Raw genomic sequence first — 26,587 nt, forward strand, 5'->3', positions numbered from 1 at the left:
GACAGCGCCTGCCGCCTCTTATATCCGGTGAGACATGGACAGCGTCGCGACTGAGCAGAAGCCCGAAACGGATGACCGCTTCGACAGCGCGCGGATCACCGCCGCGGTCGATGCGCTCGCCGAAAAGCACGAGGGCCGCGAGGACGCGTTCCGCACCGCCATGGCGCAATTGCTCAAGGCCGAGTTGATCGCGGCGCGCGCCGCCGCACAGGCGATCCTGCTCAGGGACCGCCACGGAAGGCGCTGCGCCGAGCGACTGTGCCACGTCCAGGACGAGATCATCCGCATCCTGTATTCGGCCGCGACCCGGCATCTCTACCGCTCACCAATCCCGAGCGGCGCCGAGCGCATGGCGGTGGTGGCGACCGGCGGCTATGGCCGCGGGCTGATGGCGCCGGAATCCGACATCGATCTGCTGTTCATCCTGCCCTACAAGCAGACCGCCTGGGGCGAGCAGGTCGCTGAAGCCATCCTCTACTGCCTCTGGGACATGGGACTGAAGGTCGGCCACGCCACGCGCTCGGTCGACGAGTCGATCCGGCAGGCGCGCGGCGACATGACGATCCGCACCGCGATCCTGGAGACGCGCTTCCTGACCGGCGACAAGCCGCTCTATGACGAATTGGTCGAGCGCTTCGACAAGGAGGTGGTGCAGGGCACCGCGTCCGAATTCGTCACCGCAAAACTCGCCGAGCGCGAGGAGCGGCATCGCCGCGGCGGCCAGTCGCGCTATCTTGTCGAACCGAATGTCAAGGACGGTAAGGGCGCCCTGCGCGACCTGCACACGCTGTTCTGGATCGCAAAATACGTCTATCGCGTCCGCGACACCGACGAGCTGGTCGAGCGCGGCGTGTTCGACGCGCAGGAATATCGCAGCTTCCGCCGCTGCGCCGATTTCCTCTGGTCGGTGCGCTGCAATCTGCATTTCTACTGCAATCGCGCCGAAGAGCGCCTCTCCTTCGACCTCCAGCGCGAGATCGCGGTCAGGCTCGGCTACACCTCGCATCCCGGCATGCAGGACGTCGAGCGCTTCATGAAACACTACTTCCTGGTCGCCAAGGAAGTCGGCAACCTCACCGCCATTCTCTGCGCCAAGCTCGAGGACCAGCAGGCCAAGCCCGCGCCGGTGCTGAGCCGGATGATGGCGCGGCTGCGGCCCAGCACCGTGAAGCGGCGCGTGCCTGACAGCGACGATTTCATCGTCGACAACAATCGCATCAACATCGCCGCGCCCGACGTCTTCAAGCACGATCCGGTCAATCTGATCCGCATTTTCCGCCTGGCGCAGAAGAACAACCTCGCCTTCCATCCGGATGCGATGCGCGGTGTGACGCGCTCGCTGGGCCTGATCAACGCGCAACTGCGCGAGAATCCCGAGGCCAACCGGCTGTTCATGGAGATCCTCATCTCCGACAATGCCGAGATCGTGCTGCGGCGGATGAACGAGACCGGCGTGCTCGGCCACTTCATTCGCGCCTTCGGCAAGATCGTCTCGATGATGCAGTTCAACATGTATCATCACTACACCGTCGACGAGCACCTGATCCGCTGCATCGGCTTCCTTCAGGACATCGAGCGCGGCGGCATCGAGGAGTTCGTGCTGGCCAGCGACCTGTTCCGCAAGATCAGGCCCGAGCACCGGCCTGTCATCTACATCGCGACGCTGCTGCACGACGTCGCCAAGGGCCGCCTCGAGGATCACTCCATTGCCGGCGCCAAGGTGGCGCGGCGGCTGTGCCCCCGGCTCGGCTTCAGCCCGGCCGATACCGAGCTCGTGGCCTGGCTGATCGAGGAGCATCTGACGATGTCCACGGTCGCGCAGTCGCGCGACCTCTCGGACCGCAAGACGATCGAGAATTTCGCCGCCGTGGTGCAGTCGGTTGAGCAGATGAAGCTGTTGACCATCCTGACAACCGCCGATATCCGCGGCGTCGGCCCGGGCGTGTGGAACGGCTGGAAGGCGCAGCTGCTGCGCTCGCTCTATTACGAGACCGAGCCGGTGCTCACCGGCGGCTTCTCGGAAGTCGACCGCGGAAAGCGCCTCGCCGTTGCGCACGCCGAATTCCGCATGGCCTTCGCCGAATGGCCGGCTGACGAGCTCGATGCCTATATCGGCCGGCACTATCCGGCCTATTGGCTCAAGGTCGAGCTGCCGCGAAAAATCCGCCATGCCCGCTTCGTCCGCTCCAGCGAGCAGGCCGGCCACAAACTCGCGATCAATGTCGGCTTCGACGAGATGCGTGGCGTCACCGAACTCACGATTTTCGCCGCCGACCATCCCTGGCTGCTCTCGATCATCGCCGGAGCCTGCGCCTCGGCCGGCGCCAACATCGTCGACGCCCAGATCTACACCACCACCGACGGCCGTGCGCTCGACACGATCTCGATCTCGCGGGAGTATGACCGCGACGAGGACGAGGGACGGCGCGCCACCCGGATCGGCGAGATGATCGAGGACGTGCTGGAAGGCAAGCTGCGCCTGCCGGAAGTGGTGGCGCGGCGCACCGTGCGCAGCAAGGCGAAGCCGTTCGTGATCGAGCCGGAAGTGACCATCAACAACCAATGGTCCGACCGCTACACCGTGATCGAGGTCTCCGGCCTCGACCGGCCCGGCCTGCTCTACGAGCTGACCACCGCGATCTCGAAGCTCAACCTCAACATCGCCTCGGCCCATGTCGCGACGTTCGGCGAGCGCGCGCGCGATGTGTTCTACGTCACCGACCTTCTGGGCGCACAGATCAACGCGCCGACCCGCCAGGCCGCGATCAAGAGCGCGCTGACCCATGTGATGGCCGGCGACAAGGCGGTGCAGCCGGCGGCGTGATCTCGTCTGTCGTTCCGGGGTGCCGCGGAATGACGAAAAGAAGAGACCTAAAGCTCCACCCCCTCGTGCCGCAGCAGCCAGCGCTTGCGCTCCAGCCCACCGCCGTATTTCACCAGCGACCCATCGGCGCCGATCAGGCGATGACACGGCAGCACCACACTGATCGGATTGGAGCCGTTGGCATGGCCAACGGCGCGAATGGCTTTGGGCATGCCTATCTTTGCCGCGAGTGCGCCGTAGCTCATCGCGGTCCCGGCGGGAATCCGCGCAAGTGCGGTCCAGACCTTCTGCTGGAACGACGTGCCGGCGGTGCGCCATGCGATGCACGAGAGCTGGCCAAGATCGCCTTCAAAATAGCCCGACAGCGCAGCCCGCATCTGCGTCGGCGCAGGCTGATTGCTCAGATCCACCACCCCATAATGCAGGCGCAACAGCTCGCGCATGCGGTGCTCGTAATCCGCCCAGTCGAGCGCGCGCAAGGCGCCATCGGCATCGGTGACGAGCAGGGCGATCCCGATCGGCGTCACCAGGCGATCGAGACCAAAGCGTTCAGGCGTTTTGGTTGGTCCAGCGGGCATTGCGGCACCATTGCATCGAAACACGCCGCCGGACTTGCCACGCCGGCCGTACTAACGTCCACCCGAAAGCTGACGCTTGGGGGGGCTCAACCTGATTTTGATTGCCAACCTCTGCGCTCTCGTCCACGGCAATCCCGCCTTAGCGTTCCAGACCAAGCCGTGCGTGATCGCGGCCGGCGGCGGTTGCGCTAGTGGCATTGTTCCTGGCCTAGTTTTTAGCGTGAGACGCTACGGCGCAGCGCCGTGATCCTTGCGCGGCGGCGAACGTTCCTCCACAATCTTCGGCAGCGATGGCGACCGTTGCATCAACGGACAAAGACCATCGATCGAAAATTCCGTCAGGAGGAACGAACCAACATGGACAATCGCAGAGCCTTCCTAGCTGCCACGGCGGCGCTCGCCTTCGCATTCTCCGCAAGCCAAGCCCTCGCCCAGAAGAAATACGACACCGGCGCGAGCGACACCGAGATCAAGATCGGCCAGACCGTTCCGTTCTCCGGTGCCTACTCGGTCTACGCCAATATCGGCAAGACCCAGGCCGCCTATTTCAAGATGATCAACGATCAGGGCGGCATCAACGGCCGCAAGATCAATCTGATCCAGTATGACGATGCCTATTCGCCGCCGAAGACGGTCGAGCAGGTGCGCAAGCTGGTCGAAGGCGACGAGGTGCTGTTCACCTTCCAGCTGATCGGCACCGCAGCCAATGCCGCCGTGCAAAAATATCTCAACGGCAAGAAGGTGCCGCAACTGCTGGCGTCCACCGGCGCCGCGCGCTTCAACGATCCGCAGAACTTTCCCTGGACCATTGCCTACAATCCGAACTACGTGTCCGAAGGAAGGATCTACGCCAAGTACATTCTCGCCAACCACCCCAACGCCAAGATCGGCGTGCTCTACCAGAACGACGACATGGGCCGCGACTATCTCGCGGGCCTCAAGAGCGGCCTGGGTGACAAGGCCGCCAGCATGATCGTCGGCGAGGTCTCCTACGAGGTCACCGATCCGACCGTTGACTCCCAGGTGGTCAAGCTGAAGTCGATGGGCGTCGACCTGTTCTATGACGCCTCGACGCCGAAATTCGCGGCGCAGGCGATCAAGAAGCTCGCCGACCTCGGCTGGTCTCCGGTGCATATCCTCGACATCAATGCGAGCCCGGTGTCGGCGACGCTGAAGCCGGCCGGCCTCGATATTTCCAAGGGCATCATCTCGACCAATTACGGCAAGGACCCCGGCGATCCCCAGTGGAAGGACGATCCGGGTGTGAAGGCCTTCTTCGCTTTCATGGACAAGTATTTCCCGGAAGGCGACAAGCTCAACACCGTGAACACCTATGCCTATTCGGTGGCGGAGCTCCTGGTCCAGGTGCTGAAGCAATGCGGCGACGACCTGACGCGTGAGAACGTCATGAAGCAGGTCGCCAACATCAAGGGCTATACGCCGAGCCTGGCGCTGCCCGGCATCAAGATCACCACCGGTCCCAACGACTACCGCGTCAACAAGCAGATGCAGATGATGAAATTCAACGGCGAACGCTGGGAGCTGTTCGGGCCGGTCATCGAGGACACGGGGCCGTCGGGCTAGGCTAAACGGTCATTCCGGGATGGCGCGCAAGCGCCAGACCCGGAATGTCGAGATTCTCAGGTGCGCAAGTGCGCACCATCATTCGATGCATTCGCATCGCCCCGGAATGACGGGGCCTACTCCGGTATCTCCCCAAAATTCTTCCCCACCGGCAACACCGCGTGTCGGATCAGGCGCGAATCCTCCACCGCTGCCTGCCTATGCTTCACGGCCTCGCGATAGACGGGATCGCGGATCATCTCGACGAAGGCTGAGACGCTCGGATATTCGGCGATGAAGCAATGGTCCCAGCGCTCCTCCTGGGGACCGATCAGCATCAGCTCGAATTTGCCTTGCCAGACGATGCGGCCGCCGAGGCGTTCGAACACCGGGCCGCTCTCGCGGCCATAGGCCGCATAGGCTTCGGCGCCGCTCGCCTTGCGGCCGTCCGGATAGGCTGCCTCTTTGCGTAGCCGCACCAGATTGAGCATGTGGATCGGGCCCGGGCGGTCGTTCTCCCGGAAATGCGCGAAGATCTCCTTGGTCGGATCGATATGGCCCATGCGAGTTTCCTTTTTCTTGATGCGAGCGATCCTAGCTCTGGCGCTCCAGAAGCGGAACTGCGGCCGGCGAATGCCGCACCTCCTAATTGCGCGTTAAGTTCTGGGTAACCGGGCCTTAAACAGCGACCGCTAGCGTGCGGCGGGGTGGGCTGACCGGGCGTTTGGCGTATGGCGTGGGGAAAGAAGAAGGGTGGGCGGAAGGAGCCGCTATTCGGCTTGCCTGCGGCGCTCGCCGACCTGCGCCTGACCGCGGCGGACCGCATTCCCGGTGGCGACGACAAGCCGAAGAAATCAGCGAAATCATCCGCCAAGCGCAAGAGCGACGATGCCGGCGACGAGCCGCCGCGCGAGCGCAAGGTATCGGCCGGCCCCGGCAGCGCCAAGCGACGGGCAAAGTCGCGCGGAGGCTTCAGCCTCGGCCGTCTGGTCTATTGGAGCGCGGTGCTGAGCTTGTGGGGCGTGATCGCCGTGATCGGCGTCGTGATCTATGTTGGCGCCCATCTGCCGCCGATCCAGTCGCTGGAAATCCCTAAGCGCCCGCCGACGATCCAGATCGTCGGCATCGACGGCAGCATGCTGGCGCAGCGCGGCGAGATGGCCGGCGCCAACGTCGCGCTGAAAGACCTGCCGCCCTATCTGCCCAAGGCGTTCATCGCCATCGAGGACCGCCGCTTCTATTCCCATTTCGGCATCGACCCGGTCGGCATCCTGCGCGCCCTCGTCACCAACGTGCTCCATCGCGGCGTCTCGCAGGGCGGCTCGACGCTGACGCAGCAGCTCGCCAAAAACCTGTTCCTGACCCAGGAGCGAACCATGCAGCGCAAGCTGCAGGAGGCGGAGCTCGCGATCTGGCTGGAGCGCAAGCATTCCAAGAACGAGATTTTGGAGCTCTACCTCAACCGCGTCTATTTCGGCTCCGGCGCTTATGGGGTCGAGGCCGCGGCGCAGCGCTATTTCGGCAAGTCGGCCAAGAACGTGACGATCGCCGAAGCCGCGATGCTGGCGGGCCTCGTCAAATCGCCCTCGCGTCTTGCGCCGAATCGCAATCCCGAGGGCGCGGAAGCGCGCGCACAAATCGTTCTCGCGGCGATGGCGGATGCGAAATTCATCACCGACGCGCAAGCCAAGGCCTCGATCGGCCATCCCTCCTATAACGTGAAGCCGGTCGGCGCCGGAACGGTCAATTACGTCGCCGACTGGATCGGCGAGGTGCTGGACGATCTCGTCGGCCAGATCGACGAGAGCATCAAGGTTGAAACCACGATCGATCCGAAGCTGCAGAGCGTGGCGGAAGCCGCCATCATCGACGAGCTCGCGGCCAAGAGCGTGAAGTTCAACGTCAGCCAGGGTGCGCTGGTGGCGATGACGCCTGACGGCGCGGTACGCGCCATGGTCGGCGGACGGAACTATTCCGAGAGCCAGTACAACCGCGCGGTCACCGCAAAGCGCCAGCCGGGCTCCTCGTTCAAGCCGTTCGTGTACCTGACGGCGCTCGAGCAGGGGCTGACGCCGGATACCGTTCGCCAGGACGCCCCGATCGAGGTCAAGGGCTGGAGGCCTGAGAACTACACCCACGAATATTTCGGCGCGGTGACGCTGACGCAGGCGCTGGCGATGTCGCTCAACACGGTCGCGATCCGCCTTGGCCTCGAGGTCGGACCGAAGAACGTGGTGCGCACGGCGCACCGGCTCGGCATCTCCTCGAAGCTCGAGCCGAACGCCTCGATCGCGCTCGGAACATCGGAAGTCTCTGTCGTCGAGTTGGTCGGCGCCTATGCGCCGTTCGCCAATGGCGGCCTCGCGGTGGCGCCGCATGTCGTGACGCGGATCAAGACGCTCGGCGGCAAGCTGCTCTACATGCGCCAGCCGGACGAGCGCAACCAGGTGATCGACCCGCGCTATGTCGGCATGATGAACACGATGATGCGGGAGACCTTGATCAACGGCACCGCCAAGAAGGCCGAGATCCCGGGCTGGCCGGCGGCCGGCAAGACTGGCACCAGCCAGGATTACCGCGACGCCTGGTTCATCGGCTACACCGCCAACCTCGTCACCGGCGTCTGGCTCGGCAATGACGACAACTCGCCGACCAAGAAGGCCACCGGCGGCGGGCTGCCGGTGGAAGTCTGGACGCGCTTCATGCGCACGGCACATGAGGGTGTGCCGGTGGCCGCCTTGCCGAGCTCACCAGGCGGCTGGGGCCTTTCGAACCTTGCGCAGGCCGCCTCGCAAGTCTCCCCGCCGACAGCGGCCGGACCTGCACCGACGAACAATGGCGGCTATCGCCCGCCGCCTCCCACGCGCGCCAATGTACGCCCCGAGGCGGCGGCAGGGCTCGACGGCTGGTTGATGGACCGGCTGTTCGGCGGGACCAGGTAGATTCGGGTTGAGGTCCTGAGCGCATCAAAACAAAACTGCGAAAACAACCCCATGCACAGTAGCCGGTGATAGAGGAATCAACGGCTTACGCGGATCGCAAAACAGCTGACGCTGGCGGCAAGACCATTTGACACGTCGGGGCAAAACAGCAGCGTTCGACGGAGGCCGATGATGGCTGGGCGGTGAATCCAGCGCGCCGCAGCCTCTCGACCAAACAATCACTGCCTCTGGAATACCGGATCGCCCGCTCCGGTGCGCAAGCGCCGACAAGGCCGGCGATGACACCTTCCAGCAAAAGCAGGGCCTAATCCTCGACCCCATACCGGTGCAGATCATTCCCGCACGTGTCGAGCCACTTCTTGGCGCGTTCCATCGACGGGCAGATCTTACCGCAGACGCGCCAGAACCGCGCCGAGTGGTTCATCTCGACGAGATGGGCGACCTCGTGGGCGGCGAGGTAGTCGAGCACGAAGGGCGGTGCGAGGATCAGCCGCCAGGAGAACGACAGCGAGCCCGCCGAGGTGCAGGAGCCCCAGCGGCTGGACTGGTCGCGGATCGAGAGCCGCTTGACCCTGACGCCAAGCTCGGCCGCGTAGGCCTCGGCTGAGCGCTGGAGATCGCGGCGCGCCTCACGCTTGAGGAAGTCGCTGACGCGGCGGTCGACATGCTCGAGACCACCGGCGACGCAGAGAATGCGTTCGCCGGACTCGCGCATCTCGGTCCACACCGTGCCGCGCTGGCCGGCGCGATGAACGATGCGATGGGGCGTGCCGCGCAACGGTATCACCGTGCTTGGCTGGAACGGAGCCGCCTTCGGCAACCGGCCGAGGCGTGCGGCGATCCAAGCGCCGTGACGCTGCGCGAACTCTTTTGCTTCGGCGAGCGTGCCGCGCGGCGGCATGGTGAGGATGGCTTCGCGATCGCTCGGATGGATTCTGAGCGTATAGCGTCGCGCGCGTCTGTGGCGGCGCAGCCGGATCGCAAAAAATTGCGAGCCGTGGGTGATGACGAGGGTCTTTGGTTCGTGGGGCCGCCGATAAAGGAGCGCGCGAGTGGCCATGTCTGTCAGTCCGGGGGGCAGGAGGGCGCCCGGATTCTGCCATAACCGCCGCCATGGGAAGCGCTCGGCGCAAAAACAAATCATTTGCCCAATATACAGCGGTCAGGCGTCCGGGAGACCCTACAGACTGGGGTTGGAACCATCAATTTTCCTCCCCGCTGGACGCATGCGGCACCCCCAAGGGGTGAGTAGCGACTCACTCCTATGAGGCTACCTTAATACCGCGAATCTGGACGGAACCGTCCGCTCCAAAAGGCTCCGGCAGGGCAGGAATTTTCGACGGGAAAGCCGAAATACGCGACTATTCGGCCGCGAGCGCCTGCAGCGAGGTCGGATTCGCCGCCGACACCATGAAATCATGGATCCGCGGCACGATTTCCGACTTGAAGCGCGAGCCGTTGAACACGCCGTAATGCCCGACGCCCTTCTGGACGTAATGAACGCGGCGATGATCGGGAATCCCGCTGCACAAAGTGTGCGTTGCTTCGGTCTGACCGAGGCCGGAGATATCGTCCTTCTCGCCTTCGACCGTCATCAAGGCCACGCGCGTGATCCTGGAAGGATCGACGCGTGTTCCGCGATGGGTCATCTCGCCCTTCGGCAGTGCGTGCTTCACGAACACGGTGTCGACGGTTTGCAGATAATACTCCGCGGAGAGGTCCATGACTGCGAGATATTCGTCGTAGAATTCGCGATGCTTGTCGACGAGATCGCCGTCGCCTTTCACCAGATTGGCGAAGAGCTGCTTGTGGGCATCCATATGCCGGTCGAGATTCATGCTGATGAAGCCGTTGAGCTGCAAGAAACCCGGATAGACATCGCGCATCATGCCCGGATGCGGGAACGGCACCTTGGTGATGACGTGGTTGCGGAACCAGTCGATGCCGCGCTCCTGGGCGAGGTTGTTCACCGCGGTCGGATTGCGGCGGGTATCGATCGGCCCGCCCATCAGCGTCATCGAGGTCGGCACAAAGGGATCACGCCGTGCTTCCATGATCGAGACGGCGGCGACGACGGGGACGGAGGGCTGGCACACCGCCATAACGTGGGTGTTGCCGCCGAGAACGTGCAGCATCTCGATGACATAGTCGATGTAGTCGTCGAGATCGAAGCGGCCCTCGCTGAGCGGCACCATGCGGGCATCGGCCCAATCGGTGATGTAGACCTCATGCGCGGGCAGAAAGGCCTCGACCGTACCGCGCAGCAGCGTCGCATAATGGCCGGACATCGGTGCCACGATCAGCACGCGCGGCTGCGGACTGCGCAAGGGGCGAGCGAACTTGCGATCGAAATAGAGCAGCTTGCAGAACGGCTTTTCCCAGACCGAACGGATCTCGACGGGGACGCGGATGCCATTGACCTCGGTGTCGTTGAGGCCCCATTCCGGCTTGCCGTAGCGGCGCGTGGTGCGCTCGAACAATTCGCAGGCCGCGGCGACCGACTTGCCGACCTCGGTACGCGCCCAGGGATTGAGAGGATTCTGAAACAGGAGCTTGGTCGCATCGGTGACCGCGCGCGCCGGATTGAGAGAGGCTTGCGCCATCTCGTACATCCAGTACATCGGCGTCGTCAGGACCGGACTGCCTTCAGCCGCCAGGGGCGGCGCGCCGCCAAACTCACCAATAGGCATCGCTTATATCCCTCTTCGCATCGCAGCATACTGCCGAATGCGCAATATTGCGTCAATGCATGGTTCCGTACATCTACGTAGCGGAAGCGCCAAAACCAGCATGAATCCACGGGAAAGTGACGTTATTCGCCAGCCGAGAGCAGCGAACCGTGCTTCCTGGCGCTTCGCAATAGGGCAAGGAATGCCCCAAAAGCTGCGACCAGCAGCACTGCGTTGATGGCCAACGCCTCCAGCATCAGATCGGTCCTAAAGGTTTGCTCGATCAGGAGCGCGCGCATTCCCTCGAAGGCATAGGTCGGGGGCAACGCCCAGGCGACGTATTGCAGCCAGGCAGGCAGCACACTGACGGGATAGTAGACGCAGGCGAGCGGCAGGATTGCGAACATCAAGGTCCAGACGATGCTCTCGGCGCCGAGGCCGTTTCGCAGCACCAGGCCCGAGACGAAGATGCCGACCGACCAGCTCGTGAAGATCAGATTGCAGAAGAAGGCGATCAGTGGCAGGCCGAGGGCATAAACATTGAAGTGAAACAGGAACAGCGCGAGCAGCGTCATCGGAATGATCCCGATCGCGAGCCGGATCAGGCTCATCACCATCAGCGACAGCAGAAATTCGATCGGCCTCAAGGGGCTCATCATAAGGTTGCCGATGTTGCGTGCCCACATCTCTTCGAGGAACGAGATGGAGAAGCCGAGTTGCCCACGGAACAGAATGTCCCAGAGGATAACGGCGCCGATCAGCGTGCCGCCGGCGCGCGCGAAGAAATTGGCATTCTCGGCGATATAGAGCTGGAGGAAGCCCCAGGTGATGACTTGCAGCGCCGGCCAATACAAGAGCTCGAGCAGCCGCGGCCAGGACGACATCAACAGATACCAATAGCGCAGGATCATCGCGCCGATGCGATGGGCGGAGATGCCGCGGCGGAGGGAGAGCTCGCTCACGGCGCCCTCCCGGATAGCGATGGAAATGCCGCGCACGGTCTATCCAAGACGTCATTGCGAGGAGCTCGCGACAAAATTGTGTAGCAATTTTGCGCTGACGCGACGAAGCAATCCAGAGTCCTTCCGCGGAAAGATTCTGGATTGCTTCGCTTCGCTCGCAATGACGAAAGGAGCACCCGTTGCCTTCTCACTTCGCCGCCTCCTCTCGCGCACCGTTCACCCGCCCGCGTGCGACGTCCAAAAACACCTCCTCCAGCGTGGTGCGGTTGTAGCGGGCCATGATCGCCTCAGGCGTGTCGTCGTCCTCGATGCGGCCGCGCTTCATGATGATGACGCGATCGCAGAGCCGCTCGACCTCGAGCATGTTGTGCGAGGCCAACAGGATGGTGGCGTGGTGCTGCCTGCGATAGCGCTCCAGATGCGCCCGCACCCAATCGGCGGTGTCAGGATCGAGCGAGGCGGTCGGCTCGTCCAGCAAGAGCAGCTCGGGTTGGTTGATCAGCGCTTTCGCGAGCGCGACGCGGGTCTTCTGCCCGGCGGAGAGCTTGCCGTTGGCGCGATCGATGAAATCGCTGAGGTCGAGATCATCGGCGAGCTCGGCGATGCGCTCGGACAGATTCTTCACCGCGTAGAGCTTGCCGAAGATGGTGAGGTTCTGTCGCACCGTGAGCCGCATCGGCATGTCGACATAGGGGCTCTCGAAATTCATCCGCCCCAGCACGGACGCGCTCTCCTCAGGCATCCTTCGTCCGAGCACCTGCACACGGCCGGAGGTCGGCAGCACCAGGCCCATGATCATCGCAATGGTCGTGGTCTTGCCGGCGCCGTTGCCGCCAAGCAGCCCGGTGATGCTGCCGCGCGGCAACGAAAAGGAGATATCGTCGACGGCGCGGGTCTGCTTGTAGACCTTGACGAGATGATCGACCGCAATCGCCGCAGGTGCGCTGCGATCCGCGACAGTCGGCCGACTTGAAGACTTGTCATTCTCAGTCATGCTGGCCGTTCTTCTGCTATTGCAGCCGATAGCGCAAGGCTTGTAATTCCTGGGTGGTTCCGTGAGCCCAGCGTTTGTGATCGAGAAGGCACCGCCACATTGGCCGACATGACCGAAATTGCCGATTCCGGCTTTCGCCACGCGCAGCGGCATATCCGCCTGGATACGATCCTGCGGCTGCGCTGGCTCGCGGTGCTGGGGCAGCTGGCCGCGATCTTCATCGTGGCGCAGGGGCTGGAATTCAACGTCGAGATCGTCCCCTGCGTCAGCATCATCTTCCTGTCGGCAGCACTCAACCTGGCGCTCCAGACGGTGGCCAATCCAATGCAGCGGTTGGAGCCGATGCAGGCGGCCGGACTGCTGGCACTCAACATCGTGGAATTGGCTGGGCTTTTGTTCTTCACCGGCGGCCTCCAGAACCCGTTCTCGTTCCTGTTCCTCGCACCCGTGCTGATCTCGGCCACGGCGCTGCCCGCCCGCTTCACCTTTGGCCTCGGCCTGCTTGCCGTTGCCTGCGCCTCGATCCTGTTCTTCTTTCATCTGCCGCTGCCCTGGGATTCCGATGATCCCCTGGTGCTGCCGCCGATCTATCTCATCGGCGTCTGGCTCTCGATCGCGCTCGCGATCGGCGTCACCAGCCTCTACTCCTTCCAGGTGACCGAGGAGGCGCGCAAGCTCGCGGACGCGCTGGCTGCAACCGAGCTCGTGCTGACGCGCGAGCAGCATCTGACCCAGCTCGACGGATTAGCTGCCGCAGCCGCGCATGAGCTCGGCACGCCGCTCGCGACCATCTTCCTGATCTCGCGCGAATTGGAAAAGACGGTGAACGATCCGACCATCGCCGCCGACCTGAAAACCCTGCGCGAGCAGACCCAGCGCTGCCGCGACATATTGAGCAAGATCACGCAGCTGTCCTCCACCGGCGCGCCGTTCGACCGCATGAAGCTGTCGGAGCTGATCGAGGAGGTGGTTGCGCCACATCGCGACTTCGGTGTCGAGATCAAGGTGCGGATCGCGGTGGCCGTCGCGGCCGAGCCGGTCGGCTCACGCAACCCCGCGATCCTCTATGGCATCGGCAACATCGTCGAGAACGCAGTCGATTTCGCTCGCACCACCGTTGAGGTGAACGCCTGGTGGAACAAGGACCATATCGAACTCGTGATCTCCGACGACGGTCCCGGCATCCCGCCCGACATCCTCAACCGGATCGGTGAGCCCTATCTGTCGCGGCGGCGCACCCAGGATGAAGGCGGCGGGGAGCGGCGCGGCCTCGGTCTCGGCGTGTTCATCGCGCGCACACTGCTCGAACGCACCGGCGCCAAGGTCTCCTTTACCAACCGGACCTTTCCGGATCACGGCGCGGTGGTCCAGATCAATTGGCCGCGAGAGCGTTTTGAGGCTATCGAGACGCTTGAAGAAACAATAGGATAGGCCGCGACCTTGCGTCGCACAACGGGGCCGATCGACTATTGGCCGCCTTGGCACCGAACGATTGCGACGCCATATGTCAATGCGCTGGAGAGAGGACAACACCTTGAACGCCATCGCCGAACTGAACGAACAGACCGACCGCTCGCTTCTCATCGTGGAGGACGACAAGCCGTTTCTGGAGCGGCTGTCGCGCGCGATGGAGACGCGGGGCTTTGCCGTGACATCCTGCGACACCGTCTCGGACGGTCTTGCGCAGATCGGCAAATCGGCACCGGCCTTCGCCGTGGTGGATTTGCGGCTCGGCGACGGCAACGGCCTTGACGTGGTCTCGGCGCTGAAGAAGAAGCGCCCGGACGCGCGCGCGATCGTGCTGACCGGCTATGGCAACATCGCCACCGCCGTGACCGCGGTAAAGATGGGCGCGGTCGATTATCTCTCGAAACCCGCGGACGCCGACGACGTCGTCGCGGCGCTGCTCTCGACCAGCGCGGAGAAATCCGAACTGCCGACCAATCCGATGTCCGCCGACCGCGTGCGCTGGGAACACATCCAGCGCATCTACGAAATGTGCAACCGCAACGTCTCGGAGACGGCGCGCCGGCTGAACATGCACCGCCGCACGTTGCAGCGGATTTTGGCCAAGCGCGCGCCGAGGTAGTTTTCGCCGCACTTGCGCCCCGGACGCAGCGCAGCACGAAGTGGTGCGCTGCTGAGCTGGGGCCCATGCCTCAGCATACATTGTCGCCTTCTGGGTCCCGGCTCTGCGCCGCAGCGTTCAGCTGCAGCGCGTCCGGGACACGAGTGCGCCCTACTCCCAGAAATCCGCGTGTCCCTGCGGATCGACCAGGCGGTTGATCCGCAGCGCTGCCGCCATCGCGAAGCGCACCGTCATCTGCTTGCGCGTGGCGGCAGCAAGCTTGTGCTCGGGCGCCTCGCAATGCATGTGCGCGCCATAGGCGTCGGCAATGATGAGGCCGGTATCTTCAGGAAAGATCTCGCACGGCAGATCCTGCGTGAAGGCGAAGAACAGCCGGTCGCAATGAGCGCGGTATTCGTGCCATTTCTGATCGGCGCGCAGATCCTCCACCGACGACTTAATCTCGACGATCCAGACCTCGCCGCGCTCGTTCAACGCGACGAGATCGGCGCGGCGGCCCGACGGCAGCGGCAATTCGCTGATGCATGAGAAGCCGAGCGATCGCAACAGCCGCGCCGTCCCGCGCGCAACCGCAAGCGCCGTCTCCGACTGGCGACGGTCCGGCGGCGGTACGAGAGCGATGTTGCGGGCGGTGTTGTCCATGGGAGGAGGATAGCCGATTCCGTGAGGGACGGACACTGTCTCCCCACCCGTCATTCCGGCGCGCGCCCGCTTGGGGCGAGCCCGGAATCCATAACCACAGGAAGTGGTTGCTTAACGAAGACGGTCACTTCGAATCTTCGCCAAACTTCTCCCTGGGGGTTAAGGGTCTCGGGCTCGCTACGCGCCCCGGGACGACAGCGAGTGTGAGGCGAGAGGGCGGAACCTCCCTTCTCCTTCACACTTATCACGCAGCCGCCGCGCCCGGGCGGATCCATCGAGGCTGCGGCGCATGATCGACGATCTCTGGTACAAGAACGGCATAATCTACTGCCTGTCCGTCGGCTCCTACATGGACGCCAACGGCGACGGCATCGGCGACTTCAAGGGCTTGCTCCGCCGGCTCGACTATCTGCACGGGCTTGGCATCACCACGATCTGGCTGATGCCGTTCCAGACCTCACCGGGCCGCGACGACGGCTATGACATCGCAGACTATTACAGCGTCGATTCCCGCTACGGCACGCTCGGCGATTTCGTCGAGTTCGCCCATGGCTGCAAGCAGCGCGGCATCCGAATCATCATCGATCTCGTGGTCAACCACACCTCGGACCAGCATCCCTGGTTCAAGGAGGCGCGGCGCGACAAGAACTCGCCCTATCGCGACTGGTATGTCTGGTCCGACAAGAAGCCGGCCAACGCCAACGAGGGCATGGTGTTTCCAGGCGTGCAGAAATCGACATGGACGCGCGACAAGGAAGCCGGTGCCTGGTACTTTCATCGCTTCTACGATTTCCAGCCCGATCTCAACACCTCAAACCCGCGCGTGCAGGCCGAGATCCTCAAGATCATGGGGTTCTGGATCCAGCTCGGCGTCTCCGGCTTCCGCATGGATGCCGTGCCCTTCGTGATCGCGACCAAGGGCGCGAAAGTGAGGAAGCCGGTCGAGCAGTACGACATGCTGCGCGCCTTCCGCGAATTCCTGCAATGGCGCCAGGGCGACGCCATCATCCTTGCCGAAGCCAACGTGCTGCCGAAGACGGACATGGAATATTTCGGGCGCGACGGCGATCGCATGCACATGATGTTCAACTTCCACGTCAACCAGAACCTGTTCTACGCGTTGGCCTCGGCCGACTCGCGGCCGTTGGCGAAGGCGCTGAAGGCGACCAAGCCGCGGCCGGCCACCGCGCAATGGGGGCTGTTCCTGCGCAATCACGACGAGCTCGATCTCGGCCGCCTGACCAAGGCACAGCGCGAGATCGTGTTCAAATGCTTCGGTCCCGACAAGGACATGCAGCTCTACGACCGCGGCATCAGGCGGCGCCTCGCACCGATGTTGGGCGGCGACCGCCGGCGGCTCGAGCTCGCCTATAGCCTGATGTGCACGCTGCCGGGGACGCCCGTCATCCGTTATGGCGACGAGATCGCGATGGGCGACGATCTCTCGCTGCCTGAACGCAACTGCGCGCGCACGCCGATGCAATGGTCGACCGAGCCGCATGGCGGCTTCACCAAGAGCAACAAGCCGGCATGCCCCGTCATCGACAAGGGCCCTTACGGCTACGACCACGTCAACGTTGCCAAGCAGCGGCGCGATCCCAACTCGATGCTGAACTGGACCGAACGCATCGTGCGCATGCGCAAGGAGGTGCCGGAAGTCGGCTGGGGCGATTTCGCGATAATTCCTGTGCGCGATCCCGCCGTGTTCATCATGCGCTATGACTGGCGCAACAATTCGGTGCTGTTCGTGCACAATCTCGACGAGAAGCCGCGCGAGATCGCGTTCTCGGCCGGATTGCCTGATGGGGCCGGCGCGCACCTCGTCAATCTGCTCGCGGAAGACCACAGCCACGCCGACAAGCGCGGCCAGCACCGCGTCGTGCTGGAGCCCTACGGCTATCGCTGGTACCGCGTCGGCGGGCTGGATTATCTGTTGAAGCGGAGCGACATCGACGGGAGCACGGTGCGGGCGAAGAAGCATCCGGGGTGACGTCGAGAGCCGCAATCTGCTCCACTGCTTCAACGATCGTCATTGCGAGGGTAGCGAAGCAATCCAGAATCGCGCCGCGGTGACAGTCTGGATTGCTTCGATGCGCTCGCAATGACAGGGAGATAGCAGTGGTCACTCTTCCGACGTTCTCCTGGCGAAAGCGTGGCTACGTCGGCGGCGCCAGCACCATGCCCTCGTTGCCGCGCAAGTCCAGCACGCCCTCCAACTTCTCCCCCTCGCGATCGAGAAACGTCGACAGCAGGATCTCGCTGCCGAAGGGGATGGCGCTGGTGGTGACAGCGATCGGATCGGCGCCGAGATTGAGCGCCACGATCACCGCCTTGCCGCCGGCCTCGCGGCGATAAATCAGCAGATCGCCTTGCGCCGAGATCGGGTGATAATCACCTGCGACCAGCGGCGGGGAAGCTTTCCGCAACGCGATCAGGCGCCTGTATAGCGTGAGGATCGAGCGTGGATCGGCTTCGAGATTGACGACGTTTTCGCGGATGTGATCCTCCGGCAGAGGCAGCCATGGCCGGACCTCCGAGAAGCCGGCGAAGTTGGAGGAATCCCATTGCATCGGCGTGCGGCAGCCGTCGCGGCCGACACCGATGCCGGGCACGTTCTTCTCGAAGGGGTCGCGTACGTCCTCCGGCGCGATCGCGAGCTGATGCATGCCGATCTCGTCGCCGTAATAGAGCGTCGGCGTGCCGCGCAGCGTCAGCAGCAGCATGGCGGCGACACGCGCCTGCTCGGGACCGACGCGGCTGGCAACGCGCGGACGGTCATGATTGCCGAGCACCCAGTTCGGCCAGGCGCCGCGCGGCAGCGCCTTCTCGTAATCCTCGATGATCTTCTCGATCGAGCGCGCGCTCCAGAAGGTCGAGAGCAGCGCGAAGTTGAACGGCATCTGCGCGCCGGTCAGATCGTTGCCGTAATAGGCCACCAATCGATGCAGCGGCAGATAGATCTCGCCGATCAAGACGCGCGCGCCAAAGGCATCGGTGACACGCCGCATCTGCGCGATCACGTCATGCACCTCCGGCTGATCGGTCGAGTATTGCGTCAGGATCTTCTCGTTCGGCGCCCGGCCCTCGACGTAGTGCGGGTTCGGTGGATTGTCGCGGAATTCGGCGTCCTTGATCAGGTGCCAAATCACGTCGACGCGAAAGCCGTCGACGCCCTTCTCCAGCCAGAACCGCATCACGTCGTAGATCGCCGTGCGAACCTCCGGATTGCGCCAGTTGAGATCCGGCTGCTGGGCCAGGAAAGCATGGTAATAATATTGGCCCGTGGTCTCGTCGAATTGCCACGCGCTGCCGCCGAACTCGGACAACCAGTTGTTCGGCACGCCGCCATCCGGCGCCGGATGGCGCCAGATGTACCAGTCGCGCTTGGGATTGTCGCGTGAGGACCGGCTCTCGATGAACCAGGGATGCTGGTCCGAGGTGTGGTTGGGAACGAGGTCGAGGATCAGCTTCAGGCCGTTGTCATGGGCGGCGGCGAGCAGCGCATCGAAATCTTCCATCGTGCCGAACAGCGGCTCGATGCCGGTATAGTCGGAAATGTCGTAGCCGAAATCCGCCATCGGCGAGGGAAAGATCGGCGACAGCCAGATCGCGTCGACGCCGAGCGATTTGACGTAAGGCAGCCGCCTGAGGATGCCGGCGAGATCGCCGACGCCGTCGCCATTCGAATCCTGAAACGAGCGCGGGTAGATCTGATAGAAGATCCCGTCGCGCCACCAATTCGCATTGCCTTGAGCCATGCCGAAAGACCACCCAAATCTGCGCCCTCGCGCGGGAGAACGCGACAGCGACGCCCCGGTTCAAATTGGCAGATCAATTGGGACGGCGGTGTGACCATTGTTCCCGGTCTCGTTCCGGCTGTTTGGCCCGAATCTTTTGCTTGGCGGCCTGGCAAAAATCGGCATTGTGAGGCCATGACCGAGCAAAATGACACCAAAGCCAAAGCCGGCGCGATCATCGTGCCCGTGACGCTGTTCGAGCAGAACTGCACCATCATCTGGGACGAGCCCTCCAAAAAGGCCGTGGTGATCGATCCCGGCGGCGACGTGCCGAAGATTCTGGATGCGATCAAGCAGACCGGCGTCACCGTGGAGAAGATCTGGCTGACCCACGGCCATATCGACCATGTCGGCGGCGCGGCCGATCTGCGCGACGCGCTGAAGGTGCCGATCGAGGGCCCGCATGAAACGGACAAGTTCCTGCTCGACAATGTGGTCGAGAGCGGCGCGCGCTTCGGCATGACGGGGGTGCGCAACTTTGCGCCGGACCGCTGGCTCGACGAAGGCGACAGCGTCTCGATCGGCGGCTTGCAGTTCGACATCCTGCACTGCCCCGGCCACTCGCCCGGCAGTGTGGTGTTCTTCAACAAGGACTTGCGTTTTGCGCATGTCGGCGACGTCCTGTTCGCCGGCTCGGTCGGACGCACCGACCTGCCCGGCGGCAGTCACGCCACGCTGATCAATTCGATAAAGACCAAGCTCTTGCCGCTCGGCGATGACGTCGGCTTCATCTGCGGACACGGCGCCGGCTCGAGCATCGGCCAGGAGCGGATGACCAATCCGTTCATCACCGGCGAGATGTAAGGTTCTACTCGGCGGCGTCCGCCAGCGCCGCGGGTTCGCTCAGGTTACGGTCGCCCCATTCCCGGATCGCGGCGACGACCGGCACAAAACTCCTGCCCTTGCGAGTCAGGCGATACTCGACCTTCGGCGGCACCTCGCCAAAATCCTTGCGGTCGATCAGGCCGCTCGCCGTCAGCGCCTTCAATTCGCGGCTGAGCACGCGCGGGGTGATCTCCGCGTTGCCTTCCGTGCCGCGCAGCAGACCGCTCCTGATCTCGCCGTAGCGGCGCGGACCATCCTTCAAATCCCAGACGATGCGCAGCTTGTACTTGCCGCTGATCATCTTCTGAAACGCCGCGACCGGACAGGTGCGCGCCGGGTTCGCTGTTGCCTTCACCAGTGCCTTGGCCATGTCGTCTCCTCCATGCGCATCCAGCTTGCACGAGAATAGGGGCGGCGCCGAAAAAATCCATACTATCAATTTTGTCCATACTTGCAGGATCGCGTGCAAGGCGCAGATGATTGACGCACATGACGAACAGGGAGCGTCACATGAAGCACTTCATGATCAAGTATGAATTCAGGAGCGGCACGACGGAGGCCTGGCACCAGGAGGTCGGCCGTTTCATCAGGGCGATCGACGGCGATCCGGAGCTGAAAGGGCGGATCGGCTATCGTGTCCTGAAGCACCGCGACGACGGCAGCTATATCCACCTCGCCAGCGTCATGGACGATACCGCGCAAAAGACCCTGCAATCGCGCGACTTCTTTCGGGCCTATCAGGAGATGACGCGCAAGGTGGCCGGCGGCGAGGTCACGGTGACGCCGATCGAGATGATTGGCGCAACGGCGTAGTGAGTATCATCTGCCTGCGCGACAAACTACTTCATCAACCCCGCCGCCGTCAGCGCGCGCGTGATGATCCGGCCGAGATCGAAGCTGCGTGTTCTCTCGCGCTTCGGCTCGGCCGGCTTTTCGGCGACAGCGGTCAGGATCGAGCGGGCGAGATGCGGCGCGGGCGTCAGCGCCGGCTTCGATGACTTGGCTTGCGCCTTCTTTGCCGCCTCCGGAATCCAGCCGGTGAGACCGAAGAACTTTGCGATGTGATAGGACGAGGAGATGCCGGCCTCGATCAGGAATGCGCCTTCCATGCCGTAGCGCTGATCGTTGTCGGCGAGACCGAGCGGCGTGCCGTGCGCCATGTCGGTGATGGCGTAGGACTCGACCAGCGTCTCGCCGTCCTTGTTCCACCAGGCCTGACGCGGATAGCCGTCCACAATGGTCTCCGCCATCGGCACCTCGGGCAGATCGTGCAAATCGAGCCATTGCTTGACGATCTCGTTGGCATTGCCGGGGTTGACGGTGCGGTCGGCGCTGCCGTGCCACACCGACACCTTCGGCCAGGGACCACGATGATCAGAGGCGCGGCGCACGAGATCGCCGAGCTCGCGCGCCGGACGCGCCGGGGAATGGAACATGCCGTCCAGCGCCTCGCGCAGGTTCGAGGCAATGCCATAGGGCAAGCCGGCGATCATCGCGCCGGCCGCGAAGACTTCCGGATAGGTCGCGAGCATCACCGACGTCATGCCGCCGCCGGCGGACAGGCCGGTGATGAAGATGCGCTTGGGGTCGATGCGATGCGCTTCCACCATGTGCGCGATCATCTCGCGAATCGAACGCGCCTCGCCGCTGTCCCGTGCGGTGTCTTCCGGATTGAACCAGTTGAAGCAGGTGTTGCCGTTGTTGATGCGCTGCTGCTCGGGCATCAGCAGCGCGAAGCCGTAATGCTTCGCCAGCGTCGACCAGCCGGCGCCGAGATCGTAGCCGGAAGCGGTCTGGCCGCAGCCGTGCAGCACGACGACGAGCGCGCGCGGCTGCTGAAGCTGCGCCGGCACGAACGCGAACATGCGCAAGGTCCCGGGATTGACACCGAAGCCCGTGACCTCTTGCAGTGGGCTGGATGAACCTGCGCTGCGGCCGAGTTCGGCAAAGCGCAGACCGTCCAGCTTTGGCAGACGTCTCAAGAGATCGACATTTCTGGCTAACGACACGGCAACTTCCTGGTGGGCGAGGTTCAACTCCAGCCAAACCAGATAGTTGCTGCATTGCGAAATAAAAAGGCCGTGTGCTGTCAATCCTGCAAAATCGACGGGATTTCCCGTGGAATCTGCGCTCATTAACCGCAATGCCCTGACTTCGTGCCGATGCGGGGCGCATTCACGCCAGAAATGCGGCGCAGATCATGATCAATGTGACAGACAGCCCAAGCGAGATGAGAAATCCTGCGCGCGCTGAAGGCGCGGCTGCCCCAATCGTCGGTGACCAACAGATGCAGGATCGCCGGCACCTGCTCGCACCATCAAGGCGGCGGTCGCGCCCTGCGCCAGCTACCGTCCGAGCATGACGATCTCCTGTGAATGATCAAACGCGATCGCCTTCCGGCGCCAGAGCACGGCATCTACGTTCTTCGTGCCCTGACAAAGGTCGCGGGTGGCCGGGACAAGCCCGGCCGTAAGCGCCTGCACGCAAGAATGGGGGAGGAAAAAGACAGACGCATGCGCGCATTCCGCCATGCGGGACATCGTACGATTGCGTTCGCTTCCGCGAGCACGTAGCCTCGCCGCTTCAACAAACAGAAAATCAAAGCCGGAGAGAACGCCATGGCGCGCCTGAAGTTTGGAGCCTTTCTTGCCCCGCATCATCCGATCGGGGAGCATCCGATGCTCCAGTTCCGGCGCGACCTCGACCTGGTCGAGCAGCTGGATAGCCTCGGTTATGACGAGTTCTGGTGCGGCGAGCATCACTCCTCCGGCTGGGAGATGATCGCATCGCCCGAGATGTTCCTGGCCGCGGCCGGCGAGCGCACCAAGCGGATCAAGCTTGGCACCGGGGTGGTGTCGCTGCCCTATCACCATCCCTTCAACGTCGCCCAGCGCATGGTGCAGCTCGACCATATGACCGGCGGCCGCGCCATCTTCGGCTCCGGCCCGGGCGCGCTGGCGTCCGACGCGCACACGCTGGGCATCGACCCGATGACGCAGCGCGACCGCCAGGACGAGGCGATCGGCGTGATCCGCCGCCTCTTCAACGGCGAGCGCGTCACCGCGAAGAGCGACTGGTTCACCATGAACGACGCCGCGCTCCAGATCCTACCCTTGCAGGAGGAGATGCCGTTCGTGGTGGCCTCGCAGATCTCTCCCTCCGGCATGACGCTCGCCGGAAAATACGGCATCGGCATCATCTCGCTGGGCTCGATGACGACGCAGGGACTGATGTCGCTGCAGCAGCAATGGCAGTTCGCCGAGGACGCGGCGAAAAAACACGGCACCAATGTGAGCCGCGCCGACTGGCGCGTGCTCCTGACCTGGCATATCGCCGAGACACGCGAGCAGGCGCGCCGCGAGGCCGGTGCAGGGCTGATGCGCTGGCACAACGAATATAATGTCGGCACGTTGCAACGTCCGGGCCTCACGGCTTTTTCCTCACCTGATGAGGCCGTGGACAAGACCGCCTTCGTCGAAGGCGCGGCATCCACCATCGGCACGCCCGACGATCTCGTCAAAACCATCAAGAATGTGATGCAAGTGTCCGGCGGCGTCGGCGCCATCATCGGCTTCGTGCATGACTGGGCCAATCCGGAGAATACGCGCCGCAGCTGGGACATGGTCGCGCGCTACGTCGTGCCGGAGATCAACGGCTATATCGACGGTCTTCGCAAGTCGCAAAAATTCGTGATCGAGAATCGCGCGATCTTCGAGCGCGCGGGCCAGGCCGTGATGGCCAAGATCATGGAGAACGAGAAGGCCGCCGAGGCGCTGAAGGTGACTGGCCCCGGCCGTGTCGCGATTCCCGCCGTGAACGCACCGGATTTGCAGAAGGAAGCGGCGAAGCGGTAGGCGCCGATCTGCGCTCCCGCAGGGCTGTCGCATATACTTGGCGGCGCCTGAGCGAGCGCCTCGTGCTTCGAGACGACCGCGGAGCCTGTCATCGGGCCGCGCTTTGCGCGGACCCGGTGGCGGTCTCCTCAGGATCAGGCTAAGCGGCATCGGCGTCCGCCGAATCTGCTGCCGCGCGCTCCGTCCTCATCCTGAGGGCCCACCAAAGGCGGGCGTCTCGAAGGATCGGCCGCAAGGACTGCTCTCAAATGCGATTGTCCCGGCTTCGCCGGGACGACAACGACGCGCGTGTGACGATTTTGTGCGCAAACGACCGCCGTGTCATCGCAATCGGCTGTGCTATGCTGACCGTGTCCGCCAACCGGAGCGATCGTCATGTCGATGCAGAATGTGGCCGCCCCTGCGCTTCAGTTCACTGCGCCCAGGCGCAACGAGCTGACGCACATTCCCGGCGACGAGGGCTGGCCGATCATCGGCAAGACCTTTCAGGTGCTCGCCGACCCCAAGGGCCACGTCGAGGCGAACGGCGCCAAATACGGCCCGGTCTACCGCACGCACATTTTCGGCGAGACCAATGTCGTGCTGCTCGGTCCGGAAGCGAACGAGCTCGTGATGTTCGACCAGCAGAAGCTGTTCTCGTCGACACACGGCTGGAACAGGGTGCTCGGTCTGTTGTTTCCGCGCGGGCTGATGCTGCTCGATTTCGATGAGCACCGCCTGCATCGCAAGGCGCTGTCGGTCGCGTTCAAGTCCGGTCCGATGAAGTCGTATCTGCGCGATCTCGATCGCGGCATTTCCGCGCGCGTCGCGCAGTGGAAGGCCAAGCCCGGCGAGATGCAGCTCTACCCGGCGATGAAGCAGCTCACGCTCGATCTCGCTGCGGCCTCGTTTCTCGGCGCCGACATCGGACCGGAAGTCGACGAGATCAACCGTGCCTTCATCGACATGGTCGCGGCCGCCGTCGCCCCGATCCGCCGCCCCCTGCCGGGCACCCAGATGGCGCGAGGCGTGAAGGGGCGCAAACGCATCGTCGCCTATTTCCGCGAGCAGATTCCGCTGCGACGCGGCAATCATGGCGGCGACGACCTGTTCTCGCAGCTCTGCCGCGCCACCCATGAAGACGGCGCGCTGCTGTCGGAGCAGGACATCGTCGACCATATGAGCTTCCTGATGATGGCGGCGCACGACACGCTGACCTCGTCCCTGACCTCCTTCATCGGCGAGCTCGCGGCAAATCCGGACTGGCAGAACAGGCTGCGGGAGGAGGTCCTCGCGCTGGGGCTCGCTCCGAATGCGCCGAGCAGCTTCGACGATCTGGAAAAGATGCCGCTGTCGGAGATGGCGTTTAAGGAGGCGCTGCGGATCAAGCCGCCGGTACCATCGATGCCGCGCCGCGCGATGCGCGCTTTCACTTTCAAGGGCTTTACGATCCCCGCCGGCACCGCCGTCGGCGTCAATCCGCTCTACACACATCACATGAAGGACATCTGGCCGGAGCCGGACCGCTTCGATCCTCTGCGGTTCACCGAGGAAGACCAGCGCAACCGCCACCGCTTCGCCTTTGTGCCGTTCGGCGGCGGCGCGCATATGTGCCTCGGCCTGCACTTCGCCTATATGCAGGCGAAATGCTTCGCGCGGCATTTTTTGCAGAACATCGAGGTGTCGCTGGAACCGGGCTACAAGCCGGACTGGCAGATGTGGCCGATCCCGAAGCCGCGGGACGGCTTGCAGGTGCGGGTGAAGGCGATTTAGCGCCACACCGTCATTGCGAGCGAAGCGAAGCAATCCAGACTATCTCCGCGGAAACAGGCTGGATTGCTTCGTCGCCCGCGACAAAATTGCTTCGCAATTTGATCGCGGACTCCTCGCAATGACGAGATCGGATTGATAGCTCGCAGCACAAGAAGCGCACTCCCTCTCCCGCAAGCGGGAGAGGTGTTGGAGCCCGCCTCCCGCTCGCCGCTACGCCCCCTGATCGAACGCCTTGCGCAAGGCCACGTAACCCTGTTGCTGCTGGCTCCAGTTGCGGCCGCCGGTCATGGCACCGTCGACGACGAGGTCGTGGCCGTTGATGAAGCTGGACTCGTCGCTCGCCAGGAACACCGCGGCGTGGGCGATGTCATCAGGGAGACCGGCGCGCGGGATCGGCTGCGCGGTCTTGTAGACCTCGCGCATCACCGCCGGCGTCTTCTCGGCTGCGTCGGTCGACAGCCCGAGTGCCTTGCCGAAGATTCCGGTTGCGATCGCGCCGGGCGAGATCGAGTTGACGCGCACGTTTGACTCGCCGAGCTCCATCGCCACGCATTTGGTGAGATGGATCACCGCCGCCTTGGCCGCGCTATAGACCATCGAGGACGAGAACCCGGCGAGACGGCCGGCGATGCTGCCATTGTTGATGATGCTGCCAAAACCCTGCTTCTTCATGTGGGGCGCTGCGTGCTTCATGCCGAGCATGACGCTGCGCACCAGCGTCGCCATCGCCGCGTCGAACCGCTCGACCTCGAGGCCTTCGATGCCCCCGGTCTGCGCCGGACCGCCGGCATTATTGAAGAGGCAATCGATCTTGCCGAATTTGTCCACCGCGAGCGCGATCAGCGCCTGCATCTGCGCTTCGACCGTCACGTCCGTCTGGCGGAAGACGCAAGTCGGCCCGAGCTGCTTCGCCAGCGCCTCGCCTTCGGCGATGCGCCGGCCCGCGATCACAATTTTGGCACCTTCGGCAACGAAGACTTCCGCGGTGCGCAATCCGATCCCGCTCGTCGCGCCGGTGATGATCGCAATCTTGCCGTCCAGCCTGCCCATGTAATGTTCCCGTTTTCGAATGATTTGATTTTCAGATGGCGGACAC

At 63.6% G+C, this 26,587-nt stretch carries 22 protein-coding genes; 10 read left to right on the forward strand and 12 right to left on the reverse strand.

From position 1 onward, the window contains the following. The first annotated feature begins 34 nt into the window (after positions 1 to 34). Entirely contained in the window at positions 35 to 2,824 is a 2,790-nt protein-coding gene (locus tag IVA96_RS16500) for a [protein-PII] uridylyltransferase (protein ID WP_247281980.1), read from the forward strand. A gap of 47 nt (positions 2,825 to 2,871) precedes the next feature. On the opposite strand, the gene IVA96_RS16505 is transcribed toward IVA96_RS16500, so the two are convergent. Beyond that, positions 2,872 to 3,402, reverse strand: coding sequence for a methylated-DNA--[protein]-cysteine S-methyltransferase (locus IVA96_RS16505; protein WP_247281981.1), 531 nt, complete (start codon positions 3,400 to 3,402; stop codon positions 2,872 to 2,874). A 357-nt stretch (positions 3,403 to 3,759) separates the two neighbouring features. Here IVA96_RS16505 and IVA96_RS16510 point away from each other — a divergent pair, with 357 nt between their 5' ends. After that, positions 3,760 to 4,986: an ABC transporter substrate-binding protein gene (locus tag IVA96_RS16510; protein ID WP_247281982.1), complete on the forward strand. Its 1,227-nt coding sequence runs from the start codon at positions 3,760 to 3,762 to the stop codon at positions 4,984 to 4,986. 116 nt (positions 4,987 to 5,102) lie between these two features. On the opposite strand, the gene IVA96_RS16515 is transcribed toward IVA96_RS16510, so the two are convergent. Next, positions 5,103 to 5,528, reverse strand: coding sequence for a DUF1330 domain-containing protein (locus IVA96_RS16515; RefSeq protein WP_247281983.1), 426 nt, complete (start codon positions 5,526 to 5,528; stop codon positions 5,103 to 5,105). Positions 5,529 to 5,696: 168 nt separating this feature from the next. Between IVA96_RS16515 and IVA96_RS16520 the strand changes: the two genes are divergently transcribed. Further along, entirely contained in the window at positions 5,697 to 7,907 is a 2,211-nt protein-coding gene (locus tag IVA96_RS16520) for a penicillin-binding protein 1A (protein WP_247281984.1), read from the forward strand. Positions 7,908 to 8,211: 304 nt separating this feature from the next. Here IVA96_RS16520 and IVA96_RS16525 read toward each other — a convergent pair whose 3' ends face one another. The 4 genes from IVA96_RS16525 to IVA96_RS16540 all read right to left on the reverse strand — a co-directional run bounded on the left by IVA96_RS16525 (position 8,212) and on the right by IVA96_RS16540 (position 12,532). After that, positions 8,212 to 9,051 carry a SprT family zinc-dependent metalloprotease gene (locus tag IVA96_RS16525; RefSeq protein ID WP_247418258.1) on the reverse strand — a complete coding sequence of 280 codons (840 nt, stop codon included), beginning with the start codon at positions 9,049 to 9,051 and terminating at the stop codon, positions 8,212 to 8,214. 217 nt (positions 9,052 to 9,268) lie between these two features. Beyond that, positions 9,269 to 10,597 carry a polyhydroxyalkanoate depolymerase gene (gene phaZ, locus IVA96_RS16530; protein ID WP_247281986.1) on the reverse strand — a complete coding sequence of 443 codons (1,329 nt, stop codon included), beginning with the start codon at positions 10,595 to 10,597 and terminating at the stop codon, positions 9,269 to 9,271. 122 nt (positions 10,598 to 10,719) lie between these two features. Further along, entirely contained in the window at positions 10,720 to 11,538 is an 819-nt protein-coding gene (locus tag IVA96_RS16535; protein WP_247418260.1) for an ABC transporter permease, read from the reverse strand. A 187-nt stretch (positions 11,539 to 11,725) separates the two neighbouring features. Beyond that, positions 11,726 to 12,532 (reverse strand): ABC transporter ATP-binding protein, encoded by an 807-nt coding sequence (locus tag IVA96_RS16540; RefSeq protein WP_247418261.1) that lies wholly within the window; start codon positions 12,530 to 12,532, stop codon positions 11,726 to 11,728. Between the two features lie 108 nt (positions 12,533 to 12,640). On the opposite strand from IVA96_RS16540, the gene IVA96_RS16545 reads away from it, so the two are divergent. Next, positions 12,641 to 13,963: an ActS/PrrB/RegB family redox-sensitive histidine kinase gene (locus IVA96_RS16545; RefSeq protein WP_247281989.1), complete on the forward strand. Its 1,323-nt coding sequence runs from the start codon at positions 12,641 to 12,643 to the stop codon at positions 13,961 to 13,963. 103 nt (positions 13,964 to 14,066) lie between these two features. Next, on the forward strand, positions 14,067 to 14,621 hold the full coding sequence (locus IVA96_RS16550; RefSeq protein WP_275974801.1) for an ActR/PrrA/RegA family redox response regulator transcription factor: 555 nt from the start codon (positions 14,067 to 14,069) through the stop codon (positions 14,619 to 14,621). 150 nt (positions 14,622 to 14,771) lie between these two features. Here IVA96_RS16550 and IVA96_RS16555 read toward each other — a convergent pair whose 3' ends face one another. Continuing rightward, positions 14,772 to 15,263, reverse strand: coding sequence for an MmcB family DNA repair protein (locus IVA96_RS16555; protein ID WP_247281991.1), 492 nt, complete (start codon positions 15,261 to 15,263; stop codon positions 14,772 to 14,774). Between the two features lie 289 nt (positions 15,264 to 15,552). Here IVA96_RS16555 and IVA96_RS16560 point away from each other — a divergent pair, with 289 nt between their 5' ends. Then, positions 15,553 to 17,253, forward strand: coding sequence for an alpha-amylase family protein (locus tag IVA96_RS16560; protein ID WP_247281992.1), 1,701 nt, complete (start codon positions 15,553 to 15,555; stop codon positions 17,251 to 17,253). Positions 17,254 to 17,419: 166 nt separating this feature from the next. Here IVA96_RS16560 and IVA96_RS16565 read toward each other — a convergent pair whose 3' ends face one another. Continuing rightward, positions 17,420 to 19,021, reverse strand: a complete 1,602-nt coding sequence (locus IVA96_RS16565; protein ID WP_247281993.1) for an alpha-amylase family glycosyl hydrolase — start codon at positions 19,019 to 19,021, stop codon at positions 17,420 to 17,422. Positions 19,022 to 19,195: 174 nt separating this feature from the next. Here IVA96_RS16565 and IVA96_RS16570 point away from each other — a divergent pair, with 174 nt between their 5' ends. Next, complete coding sequence (locus tag IVA96_RS16570; protein ID WP_247281994.1) at positions 19,196 to 19,864, forward strand: MBL fold metallo-hydrolase; 669 nt, start codon at positions 19,196 to 19,198, stop codon at positions 19,862 to 19,864. A 4-nt stretch (positions 19,865 to 19,868) separates the two neighbouring features. Here the strand turns inward: IVA96_RS16570 and IVA96_RS16575 are convergent, their stop codons facing one another. Then, the gene (locus IVA96_RS16575) at positions 19,869 to 20,255 is read right to left on the reverse strand and encodes a helix-turn-helix domain-containing protein (RefSeq protein WP_247418265.1); all 387 of its coding nucleotides are present in this window, start codon (positions 20,253 to 20,255) and stop codon (positions 19,869 to 19,871) included. Positions 20,256 to 20,395: 140 nt separating this feature from the next. Between IVA96_RS16575 and IVA96_RS16580 the strand changes: the two genes are divergently transcribed. Next, on the forward strand, positions 20,396 to 20,698 hold the full coding sequence (locus IVA96_RS16580) for a hypothetical protein (protein ID WP_247281996.1): 303 nt from the start codon (positions 20,396 to 20,398) through the stop codon (positions 20,696 to 20,698). Between the two features lie 26 nt (positions 20,699 to 20,724). Here IVA96_RS16580 and IVA96_RS16585 read toward each other — a convergent pair whose 3' ends face one another. Next, positions 20,725 to 21,894 (reverse strand): PHB depolymerase family esterase, encoded by a 1,170-nt coding sequence (locus IVA96_RS16585; protein WP_247281997.1) that lies wholly within the window; start codon positions 21,892 to 21,894, stop codon positions 20,725 to 20,727. Positions 21,895 to 22,230: 336 nt separating this feature from the next. Further along, a complete protein-coding gene (locus IVA96_RS16590; RefSeq protein WP_247282060.1) occupies positions 22,231 to 22,560 on the reverse strand; it encodes a hypothetical protein in 330 nt (109 codons plus the stop codon). On the opposite strand from IVA96_RS16590, the gene IVA96_RS16595 reads away from it, so the two are divergent. Then, the gene (locus IVA96_RS16595; RefSeq protein WP_247281998.1) at positions 22,504 to 23,739 is read left to right on the forward strand and encodes an LLM class flavin-dependent oxidoreductase; all 1,236 of its coding nucleotides are present in this window, start codon (positions 22,504 to 22,506) and stop codon (positions 23,737 to 23,739) included. The genes IVA96_RS16590 and IVA96_RS16595 overlap by 57 nt on opposite strands. Positions 23,740 to 24,114: 375 nt before the next feature. Further along, positions 24,115 to 25,491 carry a cytochrome P450 gene (locus IVA96_RS16600; protein WP_247418266.1) on the forward strand — a complete coding sequence of 459 codons (1,377 nt, stop codon included), beginning with the start codon at positions 24,115 to 24,117 and terminating at the stop codon, positions 25,489 to 25,491. A gap of 210 nt (positions 25,492 to 25,701) precedes the next feature. Here IVA96_RS16600 and IVA96_RS16605 read toward each other — a convergent pair whose 3' ends face one another. Next, positions 25,702 to 26,541 carry a glucose 1-dehydrogenase gene (locus IVA96_RS16605; protein WP_247282000.1) on the reverse strand — a complete coding sequence of 280 codons (840 nt, stop codon included), beginning with the start codon at positions 26,539 to 26,541 and terminating at the stop codon, positions 25,702 to 25,704. Positions 26,542 to 26,587: the final 46 nt, after the last annotated feature.

The organism is Bradyrhizobium sp. 159, from assembly GCF_023073795.1.
Classification (GTDB): domain Bacteria; phylum Pseudomonadota; class Alphaproteobacteria; order Rhizobiales; family Xanthobacteraceae; genus Bradyrhizobium.

What these genes read in the sequence shown, in the direction of transcription:
- IVA96_RS16500 (WP_247281980.1), top strand. Translation starts at nt 35, where the DNA reads ATGGACAGCGTCGCGACTGAGCAGAAGCCCGAAACGGATGACCGCTTC.
- IVA96_RS16505 (WP_247281981.1), bottom strand. Translation starts at nt 3,402, where the DNA reads ATGCCCGCTGGACCAACCAAAACGCCTGAACGCTTTGGTCTCGATCGC.
- IVA96_RS16510 (WP_247281982.1), top strand. Translation starts at nt 3,760, where the DNA reads ATGGACAATCGCAGAGCCTTCCTAGCTGCCACGGCGGCGCTCGCCTTC.
- IVA96_RS16515 (WP_247281983.1), bottom strand. Translation starts at nt 5,528, where the DNA reads ATGGGCCATATCGATCCGACCAAGGAGATCTTCGCGCATTTCCGGGAG.
- IVA96_RS16520 (WP_247281984.1), top strand. Translation starts at nt 5,697, where the DNA reads ATGGCGTGGGGAAAGAAGAAGGGTGGGCGGAAGGAGCCGCTATTCGGC.
- IVA96_RS16525 (WP_247418258.1), bottom strand. Translation starts at nt 9,051, where the DNA reads ATGATTTGTTTTTGCGCCGAGCGCTTCCCATGGCGGCGGTTATGGCAG.
- phaZ (WP_247281986.1), bottom strand. Translation starts at nt 10,597, where the DNA reads ATGCCTATTGGTGAGTTTGGCGGCGCGCCGCCCCTGGCGGCTGAAGGC.
- IVA96_RS16540 (WP_247418261.1), bottom strand. Translation starts at nt 12,532, where the DNA reads ATGACTGAGAATGACAAGTCTTCAAGTCGGCCGACTGTCGCGGATCGC.
- IVA96_RS16545 (WP_247281989.1), top strand. Translation starts at nt 12,641, where the DNA reads ATGACCGAAATTGCCGATTCCGGCTTTCGCCACGCGCAGCGGCATATC.
- IVA96_RS16555 (WP_247281991.1), bottom strand. Translation starts at nt 15,263, where the DNA reads ATGGACAACACCGCCCGCAACATCGCTCTCGTACCGCCGCCGGACCGT.
- IVA96_RS16560 (WP_247281992.1), top strand. Translation starts at nt 15,553, where the DNA reads ATGATCGACGATCTCTGGTACAAGAACGGCATAATCTACTGCCTGTCC.
- IVA96_RS16565 (WP_247281993.1), bottom strand. Translation starts at nt 19,021, where the DNA reads ATGGCTCAAGGCAATGCGAATTGGTGGCGCGACGGGATCTTCTATCAG.
- IVA96_RS16570 (WP_247281994.1), top strand. Translation starts at nt 19,196, where the DNA reads ATGACCGAGCAAAATGACACCAAAGCCAAAGCCGGCGCGATCATCGTG.
- IVA96_RS16575 (WP_247418265.1), bottom strand. Translation starts at nt 20,255, where the DNA reads ATGGCCAAGGCACTGGTGAAGGCAACAGCGAACCCGGCGCGCACCTGT.
- IVA96_RS16580 (WP_247281996.1), top strand. Translation starts at nt 20,396, where the DNA reads ATGAAGCACTTCATGATCAAGTATGAATTCAGGAGCGGCACGACGGAG.
- IVA96_RS16595 (WP_247281998.1), top strand. Translation starts at nt 22,504, where the DNA reads ATGGCGCGCCTGAAGTTTGGAGCCTTTCTTGCCCCGCATCATCCGATC.
- IVA96_RS16590 (WP_247282060.1), bottom strand. Translation starts at nt 22,560, where the DNA reads ATGCTCCCCGATCGGATGATGCGGGGCAAGAAAGGCTCCAAACTTCAG.
- IVA96_RS16600 (WP_247418266.1), top strand. Translation starts at nt 24,115, where the DNA reads ATGTCGATGCAGAATGTGGCCGCCCCTGCGCTTCAGTTCACTGCGCCC.
- IVA96_RS16605 (WP_247282000.1), bottom strand. Translation starts at nt 26,541, where the DNA reads ATGGGCAGGCTGGACGGCAAGATTGCGATCATCACCGGCGCGACGAGC.